The sequence below is a fragment of the Enterococcus sp. S183_ASV_20 genome, assembly GCF_018919685.1.
Taxonomy (GTDB): Bacteria; Bacillota; Bacilli; order Lactobacillales; family Enterococcaceae; genus Enterococcus; species Enterococcus faecalis.
The window spans coordinates 1-20042 of the sequence record NZ_JAHLRI010000039.1 but is presented as its reverse complement, the minus strand read 5'-3'; the positions used below and the strand labels follow the sequence as shown (position 1 = coordinate 20042).

At 38.0% G+C, this 20042-nt stretch carries 23 protein-coding genes and 1 pseudogene; 1 reads left to right on the top strand and 23 read right to left on the bottom strand.

The annotated features are described in order from the left end of the window. From KQI94_RS11710 to KQI94_RS11700, 3 genes are all read right to left on the bottom strand, one after another. The coding region (locus tag KQI94_RS11710; protein WP_216454434.1) for a family 1 glycosylhydrolase at positions 1-218 on the bottom strand (218 nt) is incomplete at its 3' end. Between the two features lie 24 nt (positions 219-242). Next, positions 243-2123: a beta-glucoside-specific PTS transporter subunit IIABC gene (locus KQI94_RS11705; protein ID WP_002368888.1), complete on the bottom strand. Its 1881-nt coding sequence runs from the start codon at positions 2121-2123 to the stop codon at positions 243-245. 162 nt (positions 2124-2285) lie between these two features. Continuing rightward, on the bottom strand, positions 2286-3128 hold the full coding sequence (locus tag KQI94_RS11700; RefSeq protein ID WP_002359608.1) for a PRD domain-containing protein: 843 nt from the start codon (positions 3126-3128) through the stop codon (positions 2286-2288). A 301-nt stretch (positions 3129-3429) separates the two neighbouring features. Between KQI94_RS11700 and KQI94_RS11695 the strand changes: the two genes are divergently transcribed. Next, positions 3430-4056: an FMN-dependent NADH-azoreductase gene (locus KQI94_RS11695; protein ID WP_002356569.1), complete on the top strand. Its 627-nt coding sequence runs from the start codon at positions 3430-3432 to the stop codon at positions 4054-4056. 61 nt (positions 4057-4117) lie between these two features. Here the strand turns inward: KQI94_RS11695 and KQI94_RS11690 are convergent, their stop codons facing one another. The 20 genes and pseudogenes from KQI94_RS11690 to KQI94_RS11595 all read right to left on the bottom strand — a co-directional run. After that, positions 4118-5287 carry an AI-2E family transporter gene (locus tag KQI94_RS11690; RefSeq protein WP_002381494.1) on the bottom strand — a complete coding sequence of 390 codons (1170 nt, stop codon included), beginning with the start codon at positions 5285-5287 and terminating at the stop codon, positions 4118-4120. Between the two features lie 4 nt (positions 5288-5291). Then, positions 5292-5660 (bottom strand): PTS glucitol/sorbitol transporter subunit IIA, encoded by a 369-nt coding sequence (locus KQI94_RS11685; protein WP_002356567.1) that lies wholly within the window; start codon positions 5658-5660, stop codon positions 5292-5294. Between the two features lie 127 nt (positions 5661-5787). Beyond that, positions 5788-5964: a DNA-directed RNA polymerase subunit beta gene (locus KQI94_RS11680; protein ID WP_002356564.1), complete on the bottom strand. Its 177-nt coding sequence runs from the start codon at positions 5962-5964 to the stop codon at positions 5788-5790. A 13-nt stretch (positions 5965-5977) separates the two neighbouring features. Next, on the bottom strand, positions 5978-7279 hold the full coding sequence (gene murA / locus KQI94_RS11675) for a UDP-N-acetylglucosamine 1-carboxyvinyltransferase (RefSeq protein WP_002356562.1): 1302 nt from the start codon (positions 7277-7279) through the stop codon (positions 5978-5980). Between the two features lie 102 nt (positions 7280-7381). Then, positions 7382-7618, bottom strand: a complete 237-nt coding sequence (locus tag KQI94_RS11670) for a DUF1146 family protein (RefSeq protein ID WP_002356560.1) — start codon at positions 7616-7618, stop codon at positions 7382-7384. 188 nt (positions 7619-7806) lie between these two features. Further along, positions 7807-8226: a F0F1 ATP synthase subunit epsilon gene (locus KQI94_RS11665; protein ID WP_002356559.1), complete on the bottom strand. Its 420-nt coding sequence runs from the start codon at positions 8224-8226 to the stop codon at positions 7807-7809. Positions 8227-8242: 16 nt separating this feature from the next. Beyond that, positions 8243-9649, bottom strand: coding sequence for a F0F1 ATP synthase subunit beta (gene atpD, locus KQI94_RS11660; protein WP_002356558.1), 1407 nt, complete (start codon positions 9647-9649; stop codon positions 8243-8245). 73 nt (positions 9650-9722) lie between these two features. Beyond that, complete coding sequence (locus KQI94_RS11655; protein WP_002356556.1) at positions 9723-10631, bottom strand: F0F1 ATP synthase subunit gamma; 909 nt, start codon at positions 10629-10631, stop codon at positions 9723-9725. 15 nt (positions 10632-10646) lie between these two features. Continuing rightward, positions 10647-12203, bottom strand: coding sequence for a F0F1 ATP synthase subunit alpha (gene atpA / locus KQI94_RS11650; RefSeq protein ID WP_002356555.1), 1557 nt, complete (start codon positions 12201-12203; stop codon positions 10647-10649). Between the two features lie 28 nt (positions 12204-12231). Beyond that, a complete protein-coding gene (gene atpH, locus KQI94_RS11645; RefSeq protein ID WP_002356554.1) occupies positions 12232-12774 on the bottom strand; it encodes an ATP synthase F1 subunit delta in 543 nt (180 codons plus the stop codon). Beyond that, positions 12761-13291, bottom strand: a complete 531-nt coding sequence (gene atpF / locus KQI94_RS11640) for a F0F1 ATP synthase subunit B (RefSeq protein WP_002365031.1) — start codon at positions 13289-13291, stop codon at positions 12761-12763. Before atpF ends, atpH begins: the two co-directional genes overlap by 14 nt. 137 nt (positions 13292-13428) lie before the next feature. After that, positions 13429-13650: an ATP synthase F0 subunit C gene (gene atpE, locus KQI94_RS11635; RefSeq protein ID WP_002356552.1), complete on the bottom strand. Its 222-nt coding sequence runs from the start codon at positions 13648-13650 to the stop codon at positions 13429-13431. A gap of 48 nt (positions 13651-13698) precedes the next feature. Further along, positions 13699-14418, bottom strand: coding sequence for a F0F1 ATP synthase subunit A (gene atpB / locus KQI94_RS11630; RefSeq protein WP_002356551.1), 720 nt, complete (start codon positions 14416-14418; stop codon positions 13699-13701). A gap of 302 nt (positions 14419-14720) precedes the next feature. Further along, positions 14721-15185: an SsrA-binding protein SmpB gene (gene smpB / locus KQI94_RS11625; RefSeq protein ID WP_002368886.1), complete on the bottom strand. Its 465-nt coding sequence runs from the start codon at positions 15183-15185 to the stop codon at positions 14721-14723. Between the two features lie 12 nt (positions 15186-15197). Next, positions 15198-17567: a ribonuclease R gene (gene rnr / locus KQI94_RS11620; protein ID WP_002368885.1), complete on the bottom strand. Its 2370-nt coding sequence runs from the start codon at positions 17565-17567 to the stop codon at positions 15198-15200. Further along, positions 17567-18340, bottom strand: a complete 774-nt coding sequence (locus KQI94_RS11615; RefSeq protein ID WP_002389815.1) for an alpha/beta fold hydrolase — start codon at positions 18338-18340, stop codon at positions 17567-17569. The genes rnr and KQI94_RS11615 overlap by 1 nt, the downstream gene beginning before the upstream one ends. Before the next feature lie 145 nt (positions 18341-18485). After that, positions 18486-18722, bottom strand: a complete 237-nt coding sequence (gene secG, locus KQI94_RS11610; RefSeq protein WP_002356546.1) for a preprotein translocase subunit SecG — start codon at positions 18720-18722, stop codon at positions 18486-18488. A gap of 167 nt (positions 18723-18889) precedes the next feature. Next, positions 18890-19165, bottom strand: coding sequence for a GNAT family N-acetyltransferase (locus KQI94_RS11605; protein ID WP_002356545.1), 276 nt, complete (start codon positions 19163-19165; stop codon positions 18890-18892). Next, positions 19155-19439 (bottom strand): (4Fe-4S)-binding protein, encoded by a 285-nt coding sequence (locus tag KQI94_RS11600; protein ID WP_002356543.1) that lies wholly within the window; start codon positions 19437-19439, stop codon positions 19155-19157. The genes KQI94_RS11605 and KQI94_RS11600 overlap by 11 nt, the downstream gene beginning before the upstream one ends. A gap of 91 nt (positions 19440-19530) precedes the next feature. Next, positions 19531-19911, bottom strand: a pseudogene (locus KQI94_RS11595) (HAD-IC family P-type ATPase); the annotation flags it as partial. Positions 19912-20042 lie beyond the last annotated feature (131 nt).

Here is a 20042-nt window from a genome sequence, read left to right as displayed (position 1 = left end):
TGATCAATTCCTGTATGATTAGGGTAGCGATATTTCGTTTCGTCAATCGTCCAATCAAACGCTTCATCTCCTAAAATAGCGAAACGTTGTTTTCCTCCCGGCATCGCATCTGCCACAGATAACCCTTTACCATCGGCTAAGTAAGCCCCTTCTAATTGATTGGCTGCGGTCGCACCGCCCCATAAAAATCCTTTTGGAAATTTTGTCGTTGTTGTCATACTTGTTCCTCCTCCAATTGTCTTTTATTTAATAATGGCTAAAAAGTCTTCACCATGTAACACGTCTGTTTGGTTCATATCCAAAACATCTAAATAATCATTCGTATTCGTTACCACAATCGGTGTAACTACTGGATAACCAGCTTCTTTAATGACAGCAATATCAAAAGTAACCAGCAAATCTCCTTTTTTAACAGAATCACCTTGTTTCACTGATAATTCAAAGCCTTTACCATCTAATTCGACCGTATCCATGCCAATATGCATTAATAATTCAACGCCCTCTGTTGTCGTCAAGCCAACAGCATGTCCTGTCGGAAATAATGTGGTGATTTCACCATCTGCGGGTGCATACAGTTTGCCTTCAGTCGGCTCAATTGCAACACCTTTTCCTAAAGCACCTGAAGCAAAAACAGGGTCTTGTACTTTTTCTAGCGGTAAAATTTCACCTTGAAGTGGACTTGCTAAAATAATTTTGTCTTCTTGATTCGTTTTTACAGGTGCCACCATCTTATCAGTTTCTGTTTTTTCAGTTGCTGTTTCTGGATTAGGTTGATCTTCAAAACGTAAGACAAACGTTAAGACAAACGCAATGATAAAAGCAATTCCGGCACCAATTGCACCAGTAATCATCGGTGCAGTATCTTTTGTCTCTGCAGGAATAAACCCAGGTAAGCTCAACATACTAACCAAGCCAAACGTAAAGTTTTTCACGTGATTCATAGCCACAAATGCACCACCGATACCGCCACCAATACAAGCTGCAATAAATGGTTTTTTCAATGGTAAAGTCACGCCATATACAGTTGGTTCAGTAATTCCAAAAATAGTCGTAATACTTGAAGACAAAGCCAAACCTTTTAATTTCACATTTTTTGTTAGGAAAAAGACAGCTAAAGCAGCCCCGCCTTGTGCAATAACGGCTGGTAATAACATTGGTACCATCGTATCGCCACCTTGTGTTAAGTTTAACATCATAATTGGTACAAAGCCCCAATGCATACCAAACATTACCAAGACTTGCCACAACGAACCCATTAATAACCCTGCGATAATTGGACTAAAAGCGTAAATTGCGTTGTATCCTTGTCCCAACCAATCGCCGATGACCGTCCCGATAGGACCAATAGCTAAGAAGGTAACAGGTGCCATAATAAGGAACACAGCTAACGGAACGCAGATAATTTGTAGAAAACTCGGAATTACTTTTTTGAAGAAACGTTCCACATAACTTTGTGCAAAAACAGCCAAAATAATTGGTAAAACCGAAGAAGTATAGCCACTTGGCCCAATAATCACTGGAAGACCAGCAAAGCTAATTGTTTTGCCTGCTAAAGCAGTAATGCTGGGATGAACCAAGGCCATCGCCAAAGCAACCGCTAAAAAGGGATTAGTATTGAATTTTTTAGCAGCCGTAAACGCTAACATAATTGGTAAGAAAGTAAATAAGCCATCTGCAATCGAAAAGAGAACAAGATATACGCCTGAAGTGTCAGCTAACCAGCCCATAGTTACAGCTAATGTTAAGAAGCCTTTTAGAACCCCAGCGCCGGCCATTGCACCTAAAAACGGTGTAAAAATAGAAGAAATAATATCAATTAAACGGTTAAAAATATTTCCGCCACTTTCTTTTTCTCTATTATCAGAATCATTACCTAGTCCACTGTTGGCCATCAAATCCTTATAGACATCACTAACGTGACTGCCAATAACCACTTGATATTGTCCTGCACTTTGAACTACCTGAATAACATCTGGGTCAGCATTCAATGCAGCTGTATCTGCTTTATTCTCATCTTTTAATTTAAAACGTAAGCGTGTAGCACAGTGAACAACACTATTAACGTTGCCTTCGCCCCCAACAGCTTTTAACACACGTGCTGCAATTTCTTGATTTTTACTCATCTCTAGATCCTCATTTCCATTAATTTTTAATATCAAAAAAACCTACATTGAAAAAGAGCCAGATCCTTCTCTTCACAGCTGCGCAGTCTGCGAAAATCGTTATCGGTTTTTTCAATCTAGGTTTTGCCTGCATTATCAGTAACAATCCGCGATTATTGGTTGTTATGCTTTTTTATCATTAACCACTCTTTGGATATGAATGGTTAAATAAATCATTTCCGCTTGATCAATTGGTCGATCATAGCTTTTTAATAAATACTCATTAATACGTTGGACCGCTTGAAACGCCTTAGGATACTTTCCTTGGACCAATGCAAAAAGAAATTCGTCCTCCTCATCATGCGCTTCTTGTTTTAAATAACGTTGCGCAAAATATTGAAGATGTGTAACAATTCGTTGATAGTTCAATGAATCTTCATCAAACACCTGTCCAAAGTAGCGACTAATAATCGTTAAAATATCACGAACCATCTTGGTTGCTTCCATGGTAACTTCCATATTGCCATTTCCTTGTTCAGCATTCACAATATGAAAAGCAATGAAGCCCGCTTCATTTTCTGAAAATTGAACCCCTAGCTTTTCAGCAATAATCGCTAATGCTTGCTTTGCGATTTCAAATTCTTTAGGATAAAATTTGCGTGTTTCGAATACAAGAGGATTCGGAATATCAATTCCTTCTTTGGCTCGAAGTAACGCATAGTGAATATGATCCGTTAAAGTTAAATAAATATTTGATGAAAGCTCAATCGCTAGCGTTGTTTCTGCTAAATCAACGATTTGTTTGACGACTTCTACTTCTTTGGTGGGGACGTCTTCAAACAGCTGCTGGAATTGCCCTGCCATAGCGGAGTCCTTTAACACGAATTCCTTTTCAACATAATCTGGATTGATCGTGTCTCCAATCTTCTTTTGAAAGGCTAAGCCGCGTCCCATATAAACAATTTCTTCGCCTTGCTCATTTCTTGAAAGCACGACATTATTATTTAAAACTTTTTCAATCCTCATGATGAATGCAACCTCACTTTTTTATAAAAAAAGCCCAGAATCCCTCCACTGATTGTGTTAATGGAAGACTCTGGTTTTGCCTGCAAAGCAGTAACAATCCTTATTTACAAAGTAATAATAGCATGCTTTTTTTTAATATGCAAGCCTTTCCAAAAAAATATTTTTATTTATTTTTTACTCTTTTGATCCATTTTAAAAAAAAGTTTACTAAAAGTAAAAAAAAGACTTGCTTTCTCTTACTTTTTATTAGTAAAATAGAGATGTTGAATTTTTAAACTATTTATTTTAAGGAGATTACACAATGTCAAAATTATTAGTTGTTAAAGCACATCCATTAACAAAAGAAGAATCACGCTCAGTTCGTGCGTTAGAAACATTTTTAGCTTCATACCGTGAAACAAATCCATCAGACGAAATCGAAATTTTAGATGTTTATGCACCAGAAACAAACATGCCGGAAATCGATGAAGAATTATTATCTGCTTGGGGTGCACTTCGCGCTGGCGCAGCATTTGAAACATTAAGCGAAAACCAACAACAAAAAGTGGCTCGTTTTAATGAATTAACTGATCAATTTTTATCTGCCGACAAAGTAGTAATTGCTAATCCAATGTGGAACTTAAACGTACCGACACGCTTAAAAGCTTGGGTAGATACAATCAATGTTGCTGGAAAAACATTCCAATATACTGCAGAAGGACCAAAACCTCTAACAAGTGGTAAAAAAGCCTTACACATCCAATCAAATGGCGGCTTCTACGAAGGAAAAGATTTTGCTTCTCAATACATTAAAGCGATTCTAAACTTTATTGGTGTTGAGCAAGTTGACGGATTATTCATCGAAGGAATCGATCATTTCCCTGATCGCGCGGAAGAACTTTTAAATACTGCCATGACCAAAGCAACTGAATACGGTAAAACATTCTAAATTTTCCGAGTGATTTACATCAAAAAGAGACAAGCAGTTCGTTCACTGCTTGTCTCTTTTGTTACGTAGATTCTTGTTGATCTGGCTTATCTTCATCATACAAACCGGAAACAATTTGGTACCACTCAAAAATGTGTGTAATTATCACCTTAGCTGCGGCATAAACAGGAATTCCTAAAATCACCCCGACAATCCCAAATAGTTTACCAGACGTTAATAAAACAACCAAAATGGTGACTGGATGAATGGATAACTGACTGCCTAGGACAAGTGGTGAAATAAACCGACCTTCGACCGTTTGCTCAATGGCAAAAACAATCAAGACTTTAATTAACAAAGCTGGCCCACTGACAATTCCTAAAAAGACTGCTGGAATCATGGCTAAAAATGACCCTAAATAAGGGATTAAATTTAAAAAGCCTGCTGCAATACCTAAAGTGACTGCATAATCTAAGCCAATGACAGAAAAACCAATCATAAACATAATTGCCACTGCGAAAGCGACAGTTAATTGTCCTCTAATATAAGAAGAGACTTGATCATTGACTTCTGCAAGAACTTTTAAGGTTGGTTTACGCATCTTCACTGGTAAAAACTTCATTAAATATGGCGCTAAGTTTTTGCCATCTTTCAGTAAATAAAATAGAATAAAGGGCATCGTAATGATGGCGACAAAGATCGTAGCCACCGCCCCAAAGAAATTACCAATTCCTTGTACTGTGAACGTTGAGACGTTTTTAATGATGGTACCTAACGAGCTGACAACTTTATCGCCTGCCGCTTCAAGTTGTTCTCTAAATTGCGCGAAAAGTGGATCACTTAATATTTCCTGCGATTTTTGATCAATTGTATCAATATATTGAGGAAAATGATTCACAAAGCTGACAGATTGCTCACGAATTTTAGGAACGATTACAATACCACCCCAAATGAGTAGTGCCACAATTAAAATAAATAGGCCGATAATACTCCAGACACGTGAGATTTGTTTTTTCTCTAAATAATCGACAATCGGATTTAATAAATAATATAAAATCCCCGCCATAATTACTGGTAAGCCGACAACGCCGAAAAACTGCCAGACGGGCTTAAATAAATAAGAAACTTTCGTAAAAGTTAGAATAATTAACAGCACCAATAAGACAATCAGTAAGGCTGTTACTACTTGATTATTTAAAAACCAACGCCAAAACCAAGACAGGCGTTTATCAGTCGTTTGTTTTTTATCCATTGATTCACGCTCCATTTACTAAATAATCAATTGTTGTTCCAATGGTTATCTTTGGTAACTGATGGGGCGTTAAATAAACACCATTTCGGATAACATCATCCTCATCGGTTGGTGCATCAGCAAAGATTAAAGTGCTGTGAGCGATACTTTGCAAGTTACTATTGGCAAAAGAACCCACTTTTGTAATTGTATAGTTTGTATCGCCAATTTTCAGATGATCTCCTTCTGCCAAGGTAACTTGGTCTTTTTCTGGGAATGATTGAATAACTGCATGTTGCTTCAAGGTATCGGTAGCAGTTTCTCCAAAAAGAATAATCATTTTTTCTGAATCATCGATTGCATGTTTGCCTATTTCTGTTACGGTTGCTTGCATCTTCCATCCCACTCCTTCATTATCTTACTTCTATTATTATAGCATAGAATAAAATAGATATTCAGGAAAAAGAAAAGGCGGTGAACAATCGTCAATTGACTTTTGTTCACCGCCTTAAAATAAGTTTTTATTTAAAGAAGTTCATAATATGAGTCCAAATTTTTTCATCAAAGACATCCATTGGATTCCCATTTCCAATCAAACCATAACCAATCATTGTTCCCACAACAAATAAGATAATGACTAACGAAATGACCACTAGAATTTTCAATAATGTTACTAAAATATAACGAAATGAACTCATACGTTTGACTCCTTTAGATTACTGTCGTTGCTTGTTTTTCTTCAATTTTTTCATCATTGACACGTTCAACGTTCGCGCCTAATTTTTGAAGTTTTTTATGGAACTCATAATAGCCACGATCTAAATATTTCAAATTAGAGACACGTGTAATGCCATTTGCACGTAACCCTACTAAAATCAATGCGGCAGCTGCCCGTAAATCAGTGGCTTCCACTGCTGCTCCTTGTAACTCGTTGCCACCATTAATAACGGCAATGTTGCCGTCAATTTTTAAGTCAGCGTTCATTCGACGCATTTCCTCTAAGTGTTGGTAACGATTTTCAAAGACTGTTTCTGTCACGATGCTTGTTCCTTCAGCAAACATTTGGATCGCTGTCATTTGCGCTTGCATGTCTGTTGGGAAACCAGGATGCGGCATTGTCTTAACATCTGTTGGTTTTAGATGTTTTGGTCCAATTACACGGATGCCGTTTTCTTCTTCTTCAATGATTGCACCCATTTCAGTTAATTTAGAAATTAGCGGACGATTATGTTCAGAAATTGCTTCTTCAATTAAAACATTGCCCTCAGTCATTGCTGCAGCTACCATGAACGTACCTGCTTCAATTCGATCTTGAACGATTGAATGCTCTACGGCATGTAATTTATCGACGCCTTCGATACGCATCGTTTCTGTTCCAGCACCGATAACATTGGCACCCATTTTGTTTAAAATGTTTGCTAAGTCAACGATTTCAGGTTCACGAGCAACGTTTTCAATGATGGTTGTTCCTTTCGCACGAACAGCAGCCATCATAATGTTTTGCGTAGCGCCGACACTTGGGAAGTCTAAGTAAATAGTGTTACCGATTAGTTCATCCGCAATTGCTTCAATATAACCATTTTTTTGGATGATTTTTGCACCTAATGCTTGGAAGCCTTTTAAGTGTAAATCAATTGGTCGTTTCCCAATGGCACAGCCACCTGGCATTGCCACTTTGGCATGGCCATTACGAGCCAATAAAGGTCCCATTACAACGATAGAAGCACGCATTTTACTAACGTACTCATAGTTTGCTTCGATCCCTAAAGGTTGTGTTGCGTCTATTGTTACTTCATTCGCGTCTTCATCAAAATCAATGGCTACATTCAAATGCTTAATTACTTGATTCATTGTAAATACATCAGATAAAATTGGTACATTTTTTAAAGTAGTAACGCCTTCTTCAGCTAAAAGAGTAGCTGCTAAAATTGGTAAAACAGCGTTTTTGGCGCCTTCAATTTTTACAGTTCCTTCTAATTTTGTATTACCACCATGAACAATAATTTGTTCCATTTTGTTCCCCCCAAAAAAATGAGAATAGGTATTCCTATTCAAAATCTTTACTATTATACCATTATTCAACTAAAAATTGTACCTTTTTTTATTTTTCAATTTTTAAGGAAAATACACAATGAAAAGATTTCGACAAAGCGCAATCAATTCTAAAGCAAACGAGCTAACTGTGTATCCGATAGCGATGGCGAAAAATACCATCAGCATTCTAATTTGCGGTGTAAATTGGGTTTTGAAAAATTGCTCAATACGCAATGATTGCAACGCCCAAAAACTTATGTAAATGAACATAAGATGACTAACGATTCGAACAATAGCATCTACTCCATAGTATTGCATAAGGAGCCTCCTTTTTTCTAACGTAGGAACATTTTATCACAAAATAATAAAAACCGATAATTAATCCACTTGAAATGCCAAAATTTGACACTATTTATTAAAAAATACGAAGAAATAGAGTTTAAGGCAACTGACTCAATAGCAAGCGCCTTAAACTCTACAAAAGTGACTGAATCCTTCAGCCTTTTTTACCCATGTTTCGATACGTTGATCCGGTTGATTGCACGATGCAAAGCAACAGTCGCACGACGTAGTTGATCGCGGTCATCTTTTGCTTTGGCTTCTTCAATTAAACGTTCTGCTCGTTGTTTTGCTCGTTCAGCACGAGGTACATCGATATCTCGTTCACGTTCGGCACTATCGGCAATAATAGAAACGACATTATCACGGACTTCCATGATACCACCATTTACAGCTACCCAGTCAACATGTGTATCTGAATCGGTCCGTTTGATGCGGACTTCATCAATCGCTAGCGGAACGATGATTGGCGCATGTTTTGGTAAAATACCAATTTCACCATCTGTTGTTTTCGCCACAACGATTTTTGCATGGTGGTCATAAACTAGACCATTAGGCGTTACTACATTCACAGTAAGACTATCCATTGTGTTTGCCGCCTTTCTAGTAGTTTAATTGTTTCGCTTTTTCGATGGCATCTTCAATTTTACCGACACTACGGAAGGCTTCTTCTGGCAGATTGTCATGTTTACCTTCAAGAATTTCTTTAAAGCCACGAACTGTTTCCGCAACTGGTACATAAGAACCAGGTTGACCTGTAAATTGTTCAGCAACGTTAAAGTTTTGAGATAAGAAGAATTGAACACGGCGTGCGCGACCAACAAGTACTTTTTCGTCATCTGATAATTCGTCCATCCCTAAAATAGCGATGATATCTTGTAATTCACGGTAACGTTGTAAAATATGTTGCACTTCGGTAGCCACTTCGTAGTGTTCTTCTCCAACAATTTCAGGAGCCAAGGCACTAGAAGATGAAGCTAACGGATCTACCGCTGGATAAATCCCTTGTTCGGTTAATTTACGTTCCAAGTTAGTTGTTGCATCCAAATGGGCAAACGCTGTTGCTGGCGCTGGATCGGTATAGTCATCGGCTGGAACATAGATTGCTTGAATAGAGGTAATTGATCCTTTTTTCGTTGAAGTAATCCGTTCTTGTAATTGTCCCATTTCAGTCGCTAAGGTTGGTTGGTAACCAACGGCTGACGGCATCCGACCTAAAAGGGCAGAAACTTCTGAACCGGCTTGGGTGAAACGGAAAATGTTATCAATAAATAATAGCACGTCTTGTCCTTCCACATCACGGAAATATTCAGCAATCGTTAACCCAGTTAAGGCCACACGCATCCGTGCACCTGGTGGTTCGTTCATTTGACCAAAAACCATGGCTGTTTTTTCAATAACGCCTGAATCTTTCATTTCATAGTACAGGTCGTTCCCTTCACGTGTCCGTTCACCAACACCAGTAAAGACGGAAATCCCTCCATGTTCTTGGGCAATATTATGAATTAATTCTTGAATTAAGACGGTTTTACCAACACCGGCACCACCGAAAAGTCCGACTTTACCACCTTTTAGATAAGGTGCTAATAAGTCAATAACTTTAATCCCTGTTTCTAAAATTTCATTACTGGTACTTAATTCATCAAATGCTGGCGCTTTTTTATGAATCCCACTACGTTCAGCATCTGCAGGGAATGGCGCTTCTAAGTCAATTGTGTCTCCTAAAACGTTAAACACACGACCCAATGTATCTTTACCAACAGGAACTGAAATTGATTTTCCTGTATCGATAACTTCCATTCCACGTTGTAAACCATCTGTCGATTCCATGGCGATAGAACGAATCACTCCATCACCTAGTTCTAAAGCGACTTCAAGTACTACTTTTTGTTTTGCTTCGCCATTTTTATAAACGACTAAAGCGTTGTTAATATCGGGTAAGGATTGATCTAATGAAAATTCCACGTCAACAACGGGACCGATTACTTGAACAATCTTTCCTGAACTCATAATTTCTTTCCTCCAGTCTTCATAAAGTCACACGCTTTGAACGTTTTTATAAACGTTCAAACGTAAGACTAGATTATTCTAGTGCAGCTGCACCAGCAACAATTTCTGTAATTTCTTGGGTAATCGCCCCTTGACGAGCACGGTTATAAGAAATTGTTAAATCGCTAATAATATTTTGCGCATTGTCAGTGGCTGTTTTCATGGCGGTCATCCCAGCAGCATGTTCTGCTGTTTTCGCATCAATGATCGCCCCATAAATTAAGCTTTCTGCATATTGTGGTAATAATTGATCCAAGATTGCTTCAGGTGAAGGCTCTAAAAGATATTCTTGTTCGTAAGAGGTCGCCTCTGATGGATCTAAATCAGTAATTGGCAACATTTTTTCCACACGAAACTGACTCGTTAGTGAGTTAACGTGGTGATTATAACAAACATACAATTCATCAAACACTTCGTTTTGGTACATAGTCGTTGCCGTTGTCACAATCTTACGGACTTCTTCAAACGTTGGTTGATCCGTTAAGCCTCTTAGCTCATAGGAAACATCGATTCCGCGTGCTTTAAAGAAATCCGCCCCTGTACCACCAATGGCGATTAAGGCATATTCTTTATTAGAATCATGGTCTTCTTGAATCATACTCATGGTTTGTTTTAAGATTGAGCTATTGTAGCCACCAACTAACCCTTTATCAGAAGTGATAACGATATAGCCTGTTTTTTTGACAGGTCGTTGTGCTAACATCACATGATAGCTCCCTTCACTAAGAGAAGATTGTTCTGTTTCACGTAATTCACTTAACTGAGCAGCTACTAAATGCGTAACGACACTACGAATTTTTGAAGAATATTCTTGAAAGCTTTTAGAGGCGCCTTCTGACTTGGTCAATTTGGCTGCAGAAACCATTTGCATCGCTTTGGTAATTTGGCTTGTCTTTTTTGTTGATGCAATGCGTTGTTTGATTTCGTTTAATGAAGCACCCAATGTCGCTCACCTCTCTTATGCGTTATCGATTTTTTCTAAAGCTTCTTTGGCTGAATCTCCGCTGTTGTTTGCCGCTGCAAACATTTCAGAAAACTCTGTAATCGCTGCATCTAATGCATCAGTATCTGGTAAGTCTTTCGTTGTACGAATAGTTTCCAATAAGTCTGCATGTTTGCCATCAAAATAATCGAATAAATCTTGTTCAAAGTGTAAAATTTTATCTACGCTCACGCTATCTAAAAAGCCGTGTGTTAACGCATATAAAATTAAGACTTGTTTTTCTACAGGCAGTGGCGCATGTAGTTTTTGTTTTAAAATTTCTACCGTACGACGACCACGGTTTAATTTAGCTTGTGTTGCCGCATCTAAATCAGAGCCAAATTGTGTAAAGGCTTCTAACTCACGGTAACTAGCTAAGTCTAAACGAAGCGTTCCGGCAACTTTTTTCATTGCTTTGATTTGCGCTGATCCTCCGACCCGAGAAACAGATAACCCAGCATCAACGGCTGGACGAGTGCCTGCATAGAACAAGTCGCTTTCTAAGAAAATTTGTCCATCAGTGATTGAAATAACGTTTGTTGGAATATAAGCAGAAATATCGCCTGCTTGTGTTTCAACGAATGGCAAGGCTGTCATTGAACCGCCACCTAATTCATCACTTAATTTAGCTGCACGTTCTAATAAACGTGAGTGTAAATAGAAGACATCCCCTGGATAAGCTTCACGACCTGGTGGACGGCGTAATAGTAGAGAAAGTTCACGATAAGCCACGGCTTGTTTTGATAAGTCATCAAAAATAATTAAGACATGTTTGCCGTTATACATGAATTCTTCACCCATTGCAGTTCCTGCATATGGTGCAATGTAAAGTAATGGTGCTGGTTGTGAAGCCCCTGCAGTCACAACGATTGTATAATCTAAGGCACCAAATTTACGAAGTGTTTCTACTTGGTTACGAACAGTAGATTCTTTTTGACCAATCGCTACATAAATACAAATTACATCTTGTCCTTTTTGGTTAATAATTGTATCAATTGCAATCGATGTTTTCCCTGTTTTACGGTCTCCAATAACTAATTCCCGTTGTCCACGACCAATTGGTACTAGGGCATCAATGGCTTTTAAGCCAGTTTGCATTGGTTCAGCAACAGATTGACGTTGCATAACACCGGGAGCTGTTGCTTCCACAGGACGTGTTTTGTCTGTTTTAATTTCGCCTAAACCATCTAATGGTTGACCTAATGGATTAACAACACGGCCAATCAAAGCTTCCCCAACGGGTACTTCCATGATTTTGCCTGTGCGTTGTACTTTATCTCCTTCACGAATGGTTTCAAAATCGCCAAGGATAATAATCCCTACATCATTTGTTTCTAAGTTTTGTGCCATTCCGTATGAACCGTTTGAAAACTCAACAAGTTCTCCACTCATGGCATTTTCTAAACCGTGGGCGCGGGCAATTCCGTCACCGACGTAAGTGACTGTTCCAACTTCTTCAACAGCAAGCTGTTGTTGATAGTTTTCGATTTGTTCTTTAATCAAGGCACTGATTTCTTCTGCTTTGATAGCCATTCAATTCACCTCTTTGTAGTCCTAAAGATTATTTTAATAACTTCTGCTGCATATGTTCTAATTGTTTGCGGATGCTGCCATCGATTACTTGATGGTTTGCTTCAATAACCACTCCGCCGACAATTGACGGGTCAATTAAATTGACTAAATGCGCTTGTTCATACCCTAATAATTGGGCAGCTTTTTCTTCCATTGCTTGATGTTGTTCTTTTGATAAAGGAATGGCTGTTGTCACTGAACCCAAAATTAGTCCTTGGTGCTCATCATAACGTCGTTCATATTCATCAATCATCAAGAGCAGATCGTACATGCGACGATATTCGTAAACCACTCGCAAAAAGTTTTGCATCATTTCACTAAAACCTGTTACTAGTTTTTCCATGATGCTGTCTTTTTCATAAGGCTCTAAGCGATCATCACTTAAAATATCGCCAATACCAGGTACTTGGTGATAGACTTCGCGAAGCGTCAATAATTCTTGATAAATTGCTTCAGCTTGGTTCTTTTCAACTGCCAACTCAAACAAAGCCTTGCCGTAGCGTTTACCAACTGTATATTTATCTAGTTTCATTTGCTTTACCTAAACTTTCAATATAAGAATCAATCAATGCTTCATGTGCATCTGGTGTTAATTCTTTATTTAAAATTTTGGCTGCAATTTGAAGAGAAAGATCTGCCACTTCATTTTTTACTGAAGACAATGCTTCTTCACGTTCTTGAGAAATATCTGTCCGAGCTTTTTCGCGTAAGCGAGTAACTTCCGCAGTTGTTTCTTTTAATGTTTTTTGGCGAGTCTGTTCTCCACTTTCTTTCGCGTTTTTAATAATTTCAGCTGCTTCTGATCTGGAAGAAAGTAATTGTTGTTGACGTTCTTTTTCCATTTTCGCTGCTGCTACGCGAGATTGTTCTGCAGAGTCTAAATCGTTGGCAATTTTTTCTTCACGTTGTGTCAAAATATCTACGATTGCTCCCCATGCATATTTCTTTAATAAGAGCATCAAGATTAAAAATGCACCACTGACAACAATCATCGTGCCTAGTGTGGTACTAGGAGCCGTTTCACCGACTACCAATGTAGTAAGTAGCATGAAGTCTCAACTTCCTTTCCTGCAAAAATCGATTTAGCTTCTTCAACTGCTTTATCACCAGCTATTGAAAAGGCTAAAGATAGAAGAAAGCAGTGACGGTCCCGATAATAATCAGCGTCCTGCCTCCATTTTATTGCTTATCTGAATAAAAGTAATAAAGAAACAACGACACCTAAAATTGGCACAGCTTCGATTAAAGCGACCCCGATAAACATTGTTGTTCTTAATTGACCAGACATTTCTGGTTGACGAGTCATTGACTCGATTGTTTTTGAAATAACTTGTCCGTTACCGATAGCGGCTCCGATAGCTGAACCGAAAATTGCAATTGCTGCTGCGATAAAATTTAATCCTTCCATTGTGTAAAATCCTCCTAAAAGATAATTTTTGTCCTTCGTATTTCTTGATTATTCTTCTGTTTCAATTTTGTGTGACATATAAACCATTGAAAGTGTCACAAAGATAAACGCTTGGATACATCCAATAAAGATTGAGAATGCTACCCAAATCATTTCTAGCGGAATTGCTAGTGGGATAACCCATAATCCGACGCTTGCTACGGTTCCAGCAATTAAGCCCAATAGAACTTCGCCGGCAAAAATGTTTCCGTACAAACGCAAGCCTAATGTTAATAGATTCGTGAATTCTTCCATTAATTTTACCGGTAGTAAGAAACCAACGGGTCTTAAATAACTATTAACTAGATAGCCTTTAAAACCAAAGCGTTTCATACCAAAGAAGTGTGTTAAGACAATCATCATCATCGCTAACGTTAAGGTTACGATTGGATCGGCGGTTGGACTTTTCCAAACGCTGAGATCGTCGCCCACAACGATTTTTGTAACGAGACCCAAGATGTTTGAAACAAGTACAAACATGAACAGGGTAAACGCCATTAAATGAAAATTGCTCACTTCTTTACGAGGTAAATTGTCTGTAATGATTCCACGAATAAAATCCACTAACCATTCGATGACCGTTTGTTTGCCTTTAGGTCGTAGCTTCATATTTCTCGTACAAGCATAGACAAAGGCGAAAACAATGATACACGTCAACAGCACCATCAAAACAATGGTTCCATCAAACCAAATTGGTCCGATATTGAAGAGTAATTTCTTCTCTTCCAAATCAATTCACCTCTTTTCCAACAATCTTTCAGAAGTTTCATCCTACTCCTGAGTGATAATCCCTGGCAAAGCTATCGTACCACCACTTGTTGATAATTTACAAATAGTTTACTTTTAAAATTTCATGTGTTGAAAATTGGTTGGAAAACCTTTTCCATAAACCAATCTAATGCAGGGTGGTACTGCTTTCCGAAGCGATTAAAAAATGAATCATTTACATTCATTTACTCAACACTTACCAGATTTTACACCTAATCCGAAGAAAGGCAAGCAAATATGCGAAAAAGAATAAATTTACATTTTTAACGTCGGTTATTTTTTAATGTTCGGCTGATTTGTCGGTCAACTTCCTTACGTTTCAAGTCTTCACGCTTGTCGTACTGCTTTTTCCCTTTAGCTAAACCAATCAAAACTTTGGCATAGCCGTCTTTAATATAGACCTTCAAAGGTACTAATGTGATACCTGCATTTTTGGTTTCGCCGATTAACTTATTAATTTGTTTTTTGTGTAATAATAATTTTCTGGTACGTAATGGGTCATGATTAAAAATATTGCCTTGTTCATATGGACTAATATGAACATTATACAAAAAGGCTTCTCCGTTTCGAATTCGTGCAAAACCATCTTTTAAATTGATACGACCATTTCGAATAGATTTGATTTCTGTTCCTTGTAAAACAAGCCCAGCTTCAACCGTATCGATAATTGAATAATCATGTCTAGCTTTGCGGTTTTGTGCGATTAATTTTCCTTCCCCTTTTGGCATAAGCGACCTCCTCTACTTCTTCTTTTTCCCTTTTTTATTTTTTTGTTTCATTGCTTCTTTATAAAAAGGTTGTTTTTTGCCTTTGCCTTTTTTCTTATTTTTCTTTTTCTTACCATCAAATGATTCATCTTTTTTATTTCTTCGTTGATTATTTGAACGAGTTGAAGAATTGGCTTTGCCTTTTTTACGTCCTTTTGGTCCTTCGACTGGCGCGACTTCCTCAGCTGAAATCAATTCAAAATCAACTTCTCTTGTTTCTGGATCAGCTTTTTCAACACGGATTTGAACTTTCTGACCAATTTTCAAAGTCATTCCCGTCCGTTCACCAACTAACGCCATATGATTTTCAATAAAGTGGAAATAATCTTGTTTTAAGTTGTTCACGTGAATTAAGCCTTCTATTGTATTAGGCAGTTCCACAAAGATACCAAATTTTGTGACTGAGCTGATAATCCCGTCATACGTTTCTCCCACTTTATCTACCATAAATTCGGCTTTCTTCATGGCGTCCACTTCACGCTCTGCATCAACTGCGCGACGTTCCATACTTGAACTATGGTTGGCAATTTCTGGTAATGATTCGTTCCATTTTTCTTGATTTTTTTCAGATTGATCTTGGCTATAGCTGCGAATCAAACGATGCACAATTAAATCTGGATAACGACGTATTGGTGAAGTGAAATGCGTATAATATTCAGCAGCCAACCCATAGTGTCCATAGTTGTCTTCTGAGTATTTCGCTTGTTGCATACTTCTTAGCAACATCGTATTGATAACCACTTCTTCCGGCTTATTTTCAACTTGCTCTAAAACTTTTTGTAAATCTTTTGGTGAAATGTTTTCTTTTGTTCCTTTAACAAGAATGCCAAGTACTGCAGCAAAATCAAAGAAACGTTGCATTTTTTCTTCTTTTGGTTGTTCATGAATCCGATAAATAAATGGCAGTTTTAAGTCATGATAATGACGCGCCACAGTTTCATTCGCTGCCAACATAAAGGATTCAATTAATCGTTCACCCACGCCACGCGTGCGTAAAAGAATATCTTGGGGATGACCATTTTCATCAACTAGGACTTTGGCTTCACGATCTTCAAAAGAAATCGCACCACGGCGCATACGCATCTCTTCTAATATATGGTGCAGCTCGCCCATCTCTTTAAACATGGGAACTAGTTCTTTGTAGCGTTCTAACGTTTCAGGTTTTTGCTCTTCTAAAATTTCATTGACTGCTGTATAGGTCATTCGCTCCGTTGTTTGGATTACACTTTGGAAAATTTCATGCGAAATAACTTCTCCTTCTGGTGTAATTTCCATCTCACAACTCATGGTTAAACGTGGAACATGTGGGTTTAGCGAACAAATCCCATTTGATAATCGCTGCGGAATCATTGGCACAACTCGGTCTGTCAAATAGACACTTGTGCCACGTTCATACGCTTCCATATCCAATTGGCTTCCTTCAGTTACATAATAAGAAACATCTGCAATATGCACACCTAAAAAGAAATTGCCATTTGCTAACTTTTGTACCGTTACTGCATCATCTAAATCTTTCGCATCTTCTCCATCAATCGTCACAATCAACTGATCACGTAAATCCCGACGACCGACTAAATCGCTTTCTGCAATAGTTTCTGGTACTTGGTCCGCTTCAGCCAAAACTTCATCAGGAAATGCTGTGGGAATTCCATGAGCCACCACGATTGATAAAATATCCATTCCTGGATCATTTTTATGACCAATCACTTGTTTGACTAGTCCTTCCATACTCGTTGGATATTCTTGATCTGGATAATAGGTAATTTCAGCAATGACAATGCTACCATCTACTGGCTTAATCCCTTCAGGTGCAATTGATACAGTATACTGATTCAATTTCTTATCTTTGGGAATCATGTAGCCATACAGTCCCATTTCTGCCATTTCTTCTTCACTATATGCCACAAATTCTCCGACAACTTGGCTCACTGCTCGCTCTTTAATTTCTTTGACTTTACCTTCTGCGCCGCGATCTGAAAAAGGATCCGCATGTTGGATCACATCGATTAAAACCGTGTCCCCATCCATTGCAAAGTTCGTTGCCTCTTTCGGAATATAAACATCTGGTTCTTCAGGATCGATGGTCACGAAACCAAAGCCTCGTTCATTTGCACGAAACGTTCCTTCTATTAATAAGTCTTTCATTGGTAACAGGACTTTGCCTTTTTTGTTGAAACTAACTGACTTTTCTCGTTCCATTTGTGCAATGGTTTGCACTAAAATTTTAAAATCTGAACTTTTTTCTAAATTCAAGCCTTGTGCAATTTCTTCCATTGAAAAGCTTTTCTTTTTTTGGCTTTCCATGAAATGTAAAATTTGCTCTTTAATTGTTTGTTTTGTCATTATTTCTCCTCATTCCAAGGTAGTGTTGCTAAAAATTGCACCACATCTTGCTCTAATTGTTTGTGTTCTCCACTCACCGTAATGACATGTCCGCTGTTTGGGTACCATTGTAAGGTCACACGTGCTTGTGTTAGCGCTTGGGCCGTTTGATAGACGCCCATTGGCTCAATCATTTCATCTTTGCCAGCTTGCGCTAAGAAAAGAGGTGCGTGGATTTTGTTTAGTTTGTCAGCCGTCTGACTAGCAATCGTTTCAATCGCTCCTAATTGTTGTTTGACTCGTTGCTCAATCGATTGCAACCGGCTTTGTTGTTCCTCTGCAGGAACTTCTGCGATTTTCATCACGTTTTCTGCGTATAATACAAAATTTTCTGGGACTTTATTTGCGACAGGGTAGATCGGTGAACAGAAAAATCCACCACCAATTAATCCTGTTAATTGTTCCGTTAATGCATGCATACTGAAAATCCCGCCCATTGATAAACCAAAAATGGCAATTTCTTGATAGCCTCTTTCTCTCAAAAAAGCGACTGCTTCTTGTGTATCTTGCCACCATTGTTCCGTTGTTTGATCTAAAATATCTTCAGGAACTAGCGTGCCATGTCCTGAAAAATTAGGCGAATAGACAGTATAATTTTCTTTTTCTAAACGTCTGCTTAACATCCGTACATCATTACTGCTGCCAGAATAAGCGTGTAATAAAAGGACCGCCCGTTTTCCTTTTTCTGAAAATAACGGCTTCGGTAAATTGATTTTTTTTGCCACTTCGCTCACCTCAGCTTCATTCTATCATATTCTCAAAAGAAAACCTTCCGAAATGATAAGTTTCAAAGACTTTTTCAGAAAGAAAAAGAACAGAAAAATAAGTGTCCGCACTCATCTCTCTGTTCTAAACTTGTCTTTTTAAAAGATTACGTACTTATTTTGAAGATAAGAACGCCAAAACAAATAATAAAATCATCCAAATTGCGCCAAGAACTGCTGTTGAGCGTTGCATAACAGCTTCAAAACCGCGCGCTTTTTGCTTCCCAAATAATTTATCTGCACCGCCAGTGAAGGCACTTGCTGCACTGTTTTGTTTGCTTGGTTGCATCATAACAGTAATGACGATTAAAACAGATAAAATGATGACCAACGTTAAGATTAGATTATACATGCGTTAATTCTCCTTTTTATACAAATATGCGAAATTCATCTACTTTAATGTAGCATATTTTATCTGTAAACACCAGTGAAATTTAATGTCTTTCCCTATTTGTCTCTAATAGCAACAGCCGCAAGTAGGAATCAGATTTCTACTTGCGGCTGTTGCTAGTTTCTTCTTTATTTTCTCAATACGTCTCCGTATTCAGGTTTAGTATCAAATTCTTTTTTGGCAAATGGACATAGCGGAATAATTTTTTTATGCTCTTTTCTCGCTTTTTCAACACCGGCTAAAACAAGTTTTTCAGCTAATTTTTGTCCACGATAAGTTGGATCAACAAACGTATGGTCAATAATCATCATGCTTTCGCCAGCATCTGACCAAGTCATTTCACCAATTTCTTGGTTTTCATCGTTATATAGAGCAAAACGATTGTTTTCTTCTTTAATTTGCATATTCGTTCCCTGCTTTCCGAATATATTTTAGAGCACCACTTGGACATGAATCTACCACAATCATGTCATTTTCAACACTTCCGTTATCTGGAATAATCCATGGTTTCCGACCAACTTCAAAGACTTCTGGATTTCCGCGAACACAATTACCAATATGTTCACAAATATCTTTATTATAAAAGATATCAATTCCTTCCCCAGTATATTTACGGTAACCTTCTTTTAATAGTTGTTCTTCCGTGACTGGTTGCCCATCTATTTGGTTTCCTTTCATTGCACAATCTCTCCCCTGTAACTTATTAATATTAAAAACGTACCTTTATTTTACCACTAAGCTGGACATTCAGGCAATTAATTGTTCCACCTTACTTGCCAATTCGACGAGCACGCAAAGCAGATAAGATTGACACAGTGTCCACAACTTCTTGTAGCATAGCCCCGATTAGCGCCGGAATGATTCCAGTACTAGCAATTAGCATTAGTAAAACGCAGATAAAAATTCCGATTAATACAGATTGTTTGGCAATTTTCATGGTATCTTGGGCAATTTCGACCGCTTGGCTGACTTTACTTAAGTCATCTTTTAAAATAACAACGTCAGCAGTTTCACTAGCCGCAGTAGCTCCATGAGCGCCCATAGCAATACCTACGTCTGCAGCAGCAAGCGAAGGTGCATCATTTACACCATCCCCTACCATGATGACTGGATGGTTTTCTTTGGGCAATTCTTTTAGAATAGTTAACTTCCTGAATAATTCATAGCTTTAATTCTTTGGCACATTTTATTGAAATATGTATCACTAATATCCCTATCAACTGATTTTGACTAAAAAGTTACTTCAAACATTCACTGTTCAAAAATATTGAGGAATAAATT

Bases quoted from the DNA above. Each gene is read 5' to 3' on its own strand.
- KQI94_RS11705 (WP_002368888.1), bottom strand. From the start codon at position 2,123: ATGAGTAAAAATCAAGAAATTGCAGCACGTGTGTTAAAAGCTGTTGGG.
- KQI94_RS11700 (WP_002359608.1), bottom strand. From the start codon at position 3,128: ATGAGGATTGAAAAAGTTTTAAATAATAATGTCGTGCTTTCAAGAAAT.
- KQI94_RS11695 (WP_002356569.1), top strand. From the start codon at position 3,430: ATGTCAAAATTATTAGTTGTTAAAGCACATCCATTAACAAAAGAAGAA.
- KQI94_RS11690 (WP_002381494.1), bottom strand. From the start codon at position 5,287: ATGGATAAAAAACAAACGACTGATAAACGCCTGTCTTGGTTTTGGCGT.
- KQI94_RS11685 (WP_002356567.1), bottom strand. From the start codon at position 5,660: ATGCAAGCAACCGTAACAGAAATAGGCAAACATGCAATCGATGATTCA.
- KQI94_RS11680 (WP_002356564.1), bottom strand. From the start codon at position 5,964: ATGAGTTCATTTCGTTATATTTTAGTAACATTATTGAAAATTCTAGTG.
- murA (WP_002356562.1), bottom strand. From the start codon at position 7,279: ATGGAACAAATTATTGTTCATGGTGGTAATACAAAATTAGAAGGAACT.
- KQI94_RS11670 (WP_002356560.1), bottom strand. From the start codon at position 7,618: ATGCAATACTATGGAGTAGATGCTATTGTTCGAATCGTTAGTCATCTT.
- KQI94_RS11665 (WP_002356559.1), bottom strand. From the start codon at position 8,226: ATGGATAGTCTTACTGTGAATGTAGTAACGCCTAATGGTCTAGTTTAT.
- atpD (WP_002356558.1), bottom strand. From the start codon at position 9,649: ATGAGTTCAGGAAAGATTGTTCAAGTAATCGGTCCCGTTGTTGACGTG.
- atpA (WP_002356555.1), bottom strand. From the start codon at position 12,203: ATGGCTATCAAAGCAGAAGAAATCAGTGCCTTGATTAAAGAACAAATC.
- atpH (WP_002356554.1), bottom strand. From the start codon at position 12,774: ATGAAACTAGATAAATATACAGTTGGTAAACGCTACGGCAAGGCTTTG.
- atpF (WP_002365031.1), bottom strand. From the start codon at position 13,291: ATGCTACTTACTACATTGGTAGTCGGTGAAACGGCTCCTAGTACCACA.
- atpE (WP_002356552.1), bottom strand. From the start codon at position 13,650: ATGGAAGGATTAAATTTTATCGCAGCAGCAATTGCAATTTTCGGTTCA.
- smpB (WP_002368886.1), bottom strand. From the start codon at position 15,185: ATGCCAAAAGGGGAAGGAAAATTAATCGCACAAAACCGCAAAGCTAGA.
- rnr (WP_002368885.1), bottom strand. From the start codon at position 17,567: ATGACAAAACAAACAATTAAAGAGCAAATTTTACATTTCATGGAAAGC.
- secG (WP_002356546.1), bottom strand. From the start codon at position 18,722: ATGTATAATCTAATCTTAACGTTGGTCATCATTTTATCTGTTTTAATC.
- KQI94_RS11605 (WP_002356545.1), bottom strand. From the start codon at position 19,165: ATGCAAATTAAAGAAGAAAACAATCGTTTTGCTCTATATAACGATGAA.
- KQI94_RS11600 (WP_002356543.1), bottom strand. From the start codon at position 19,439: ATGAAAGGAAACCAAATAGATGGGCAACCAGTCACGGAAGAACAACTA.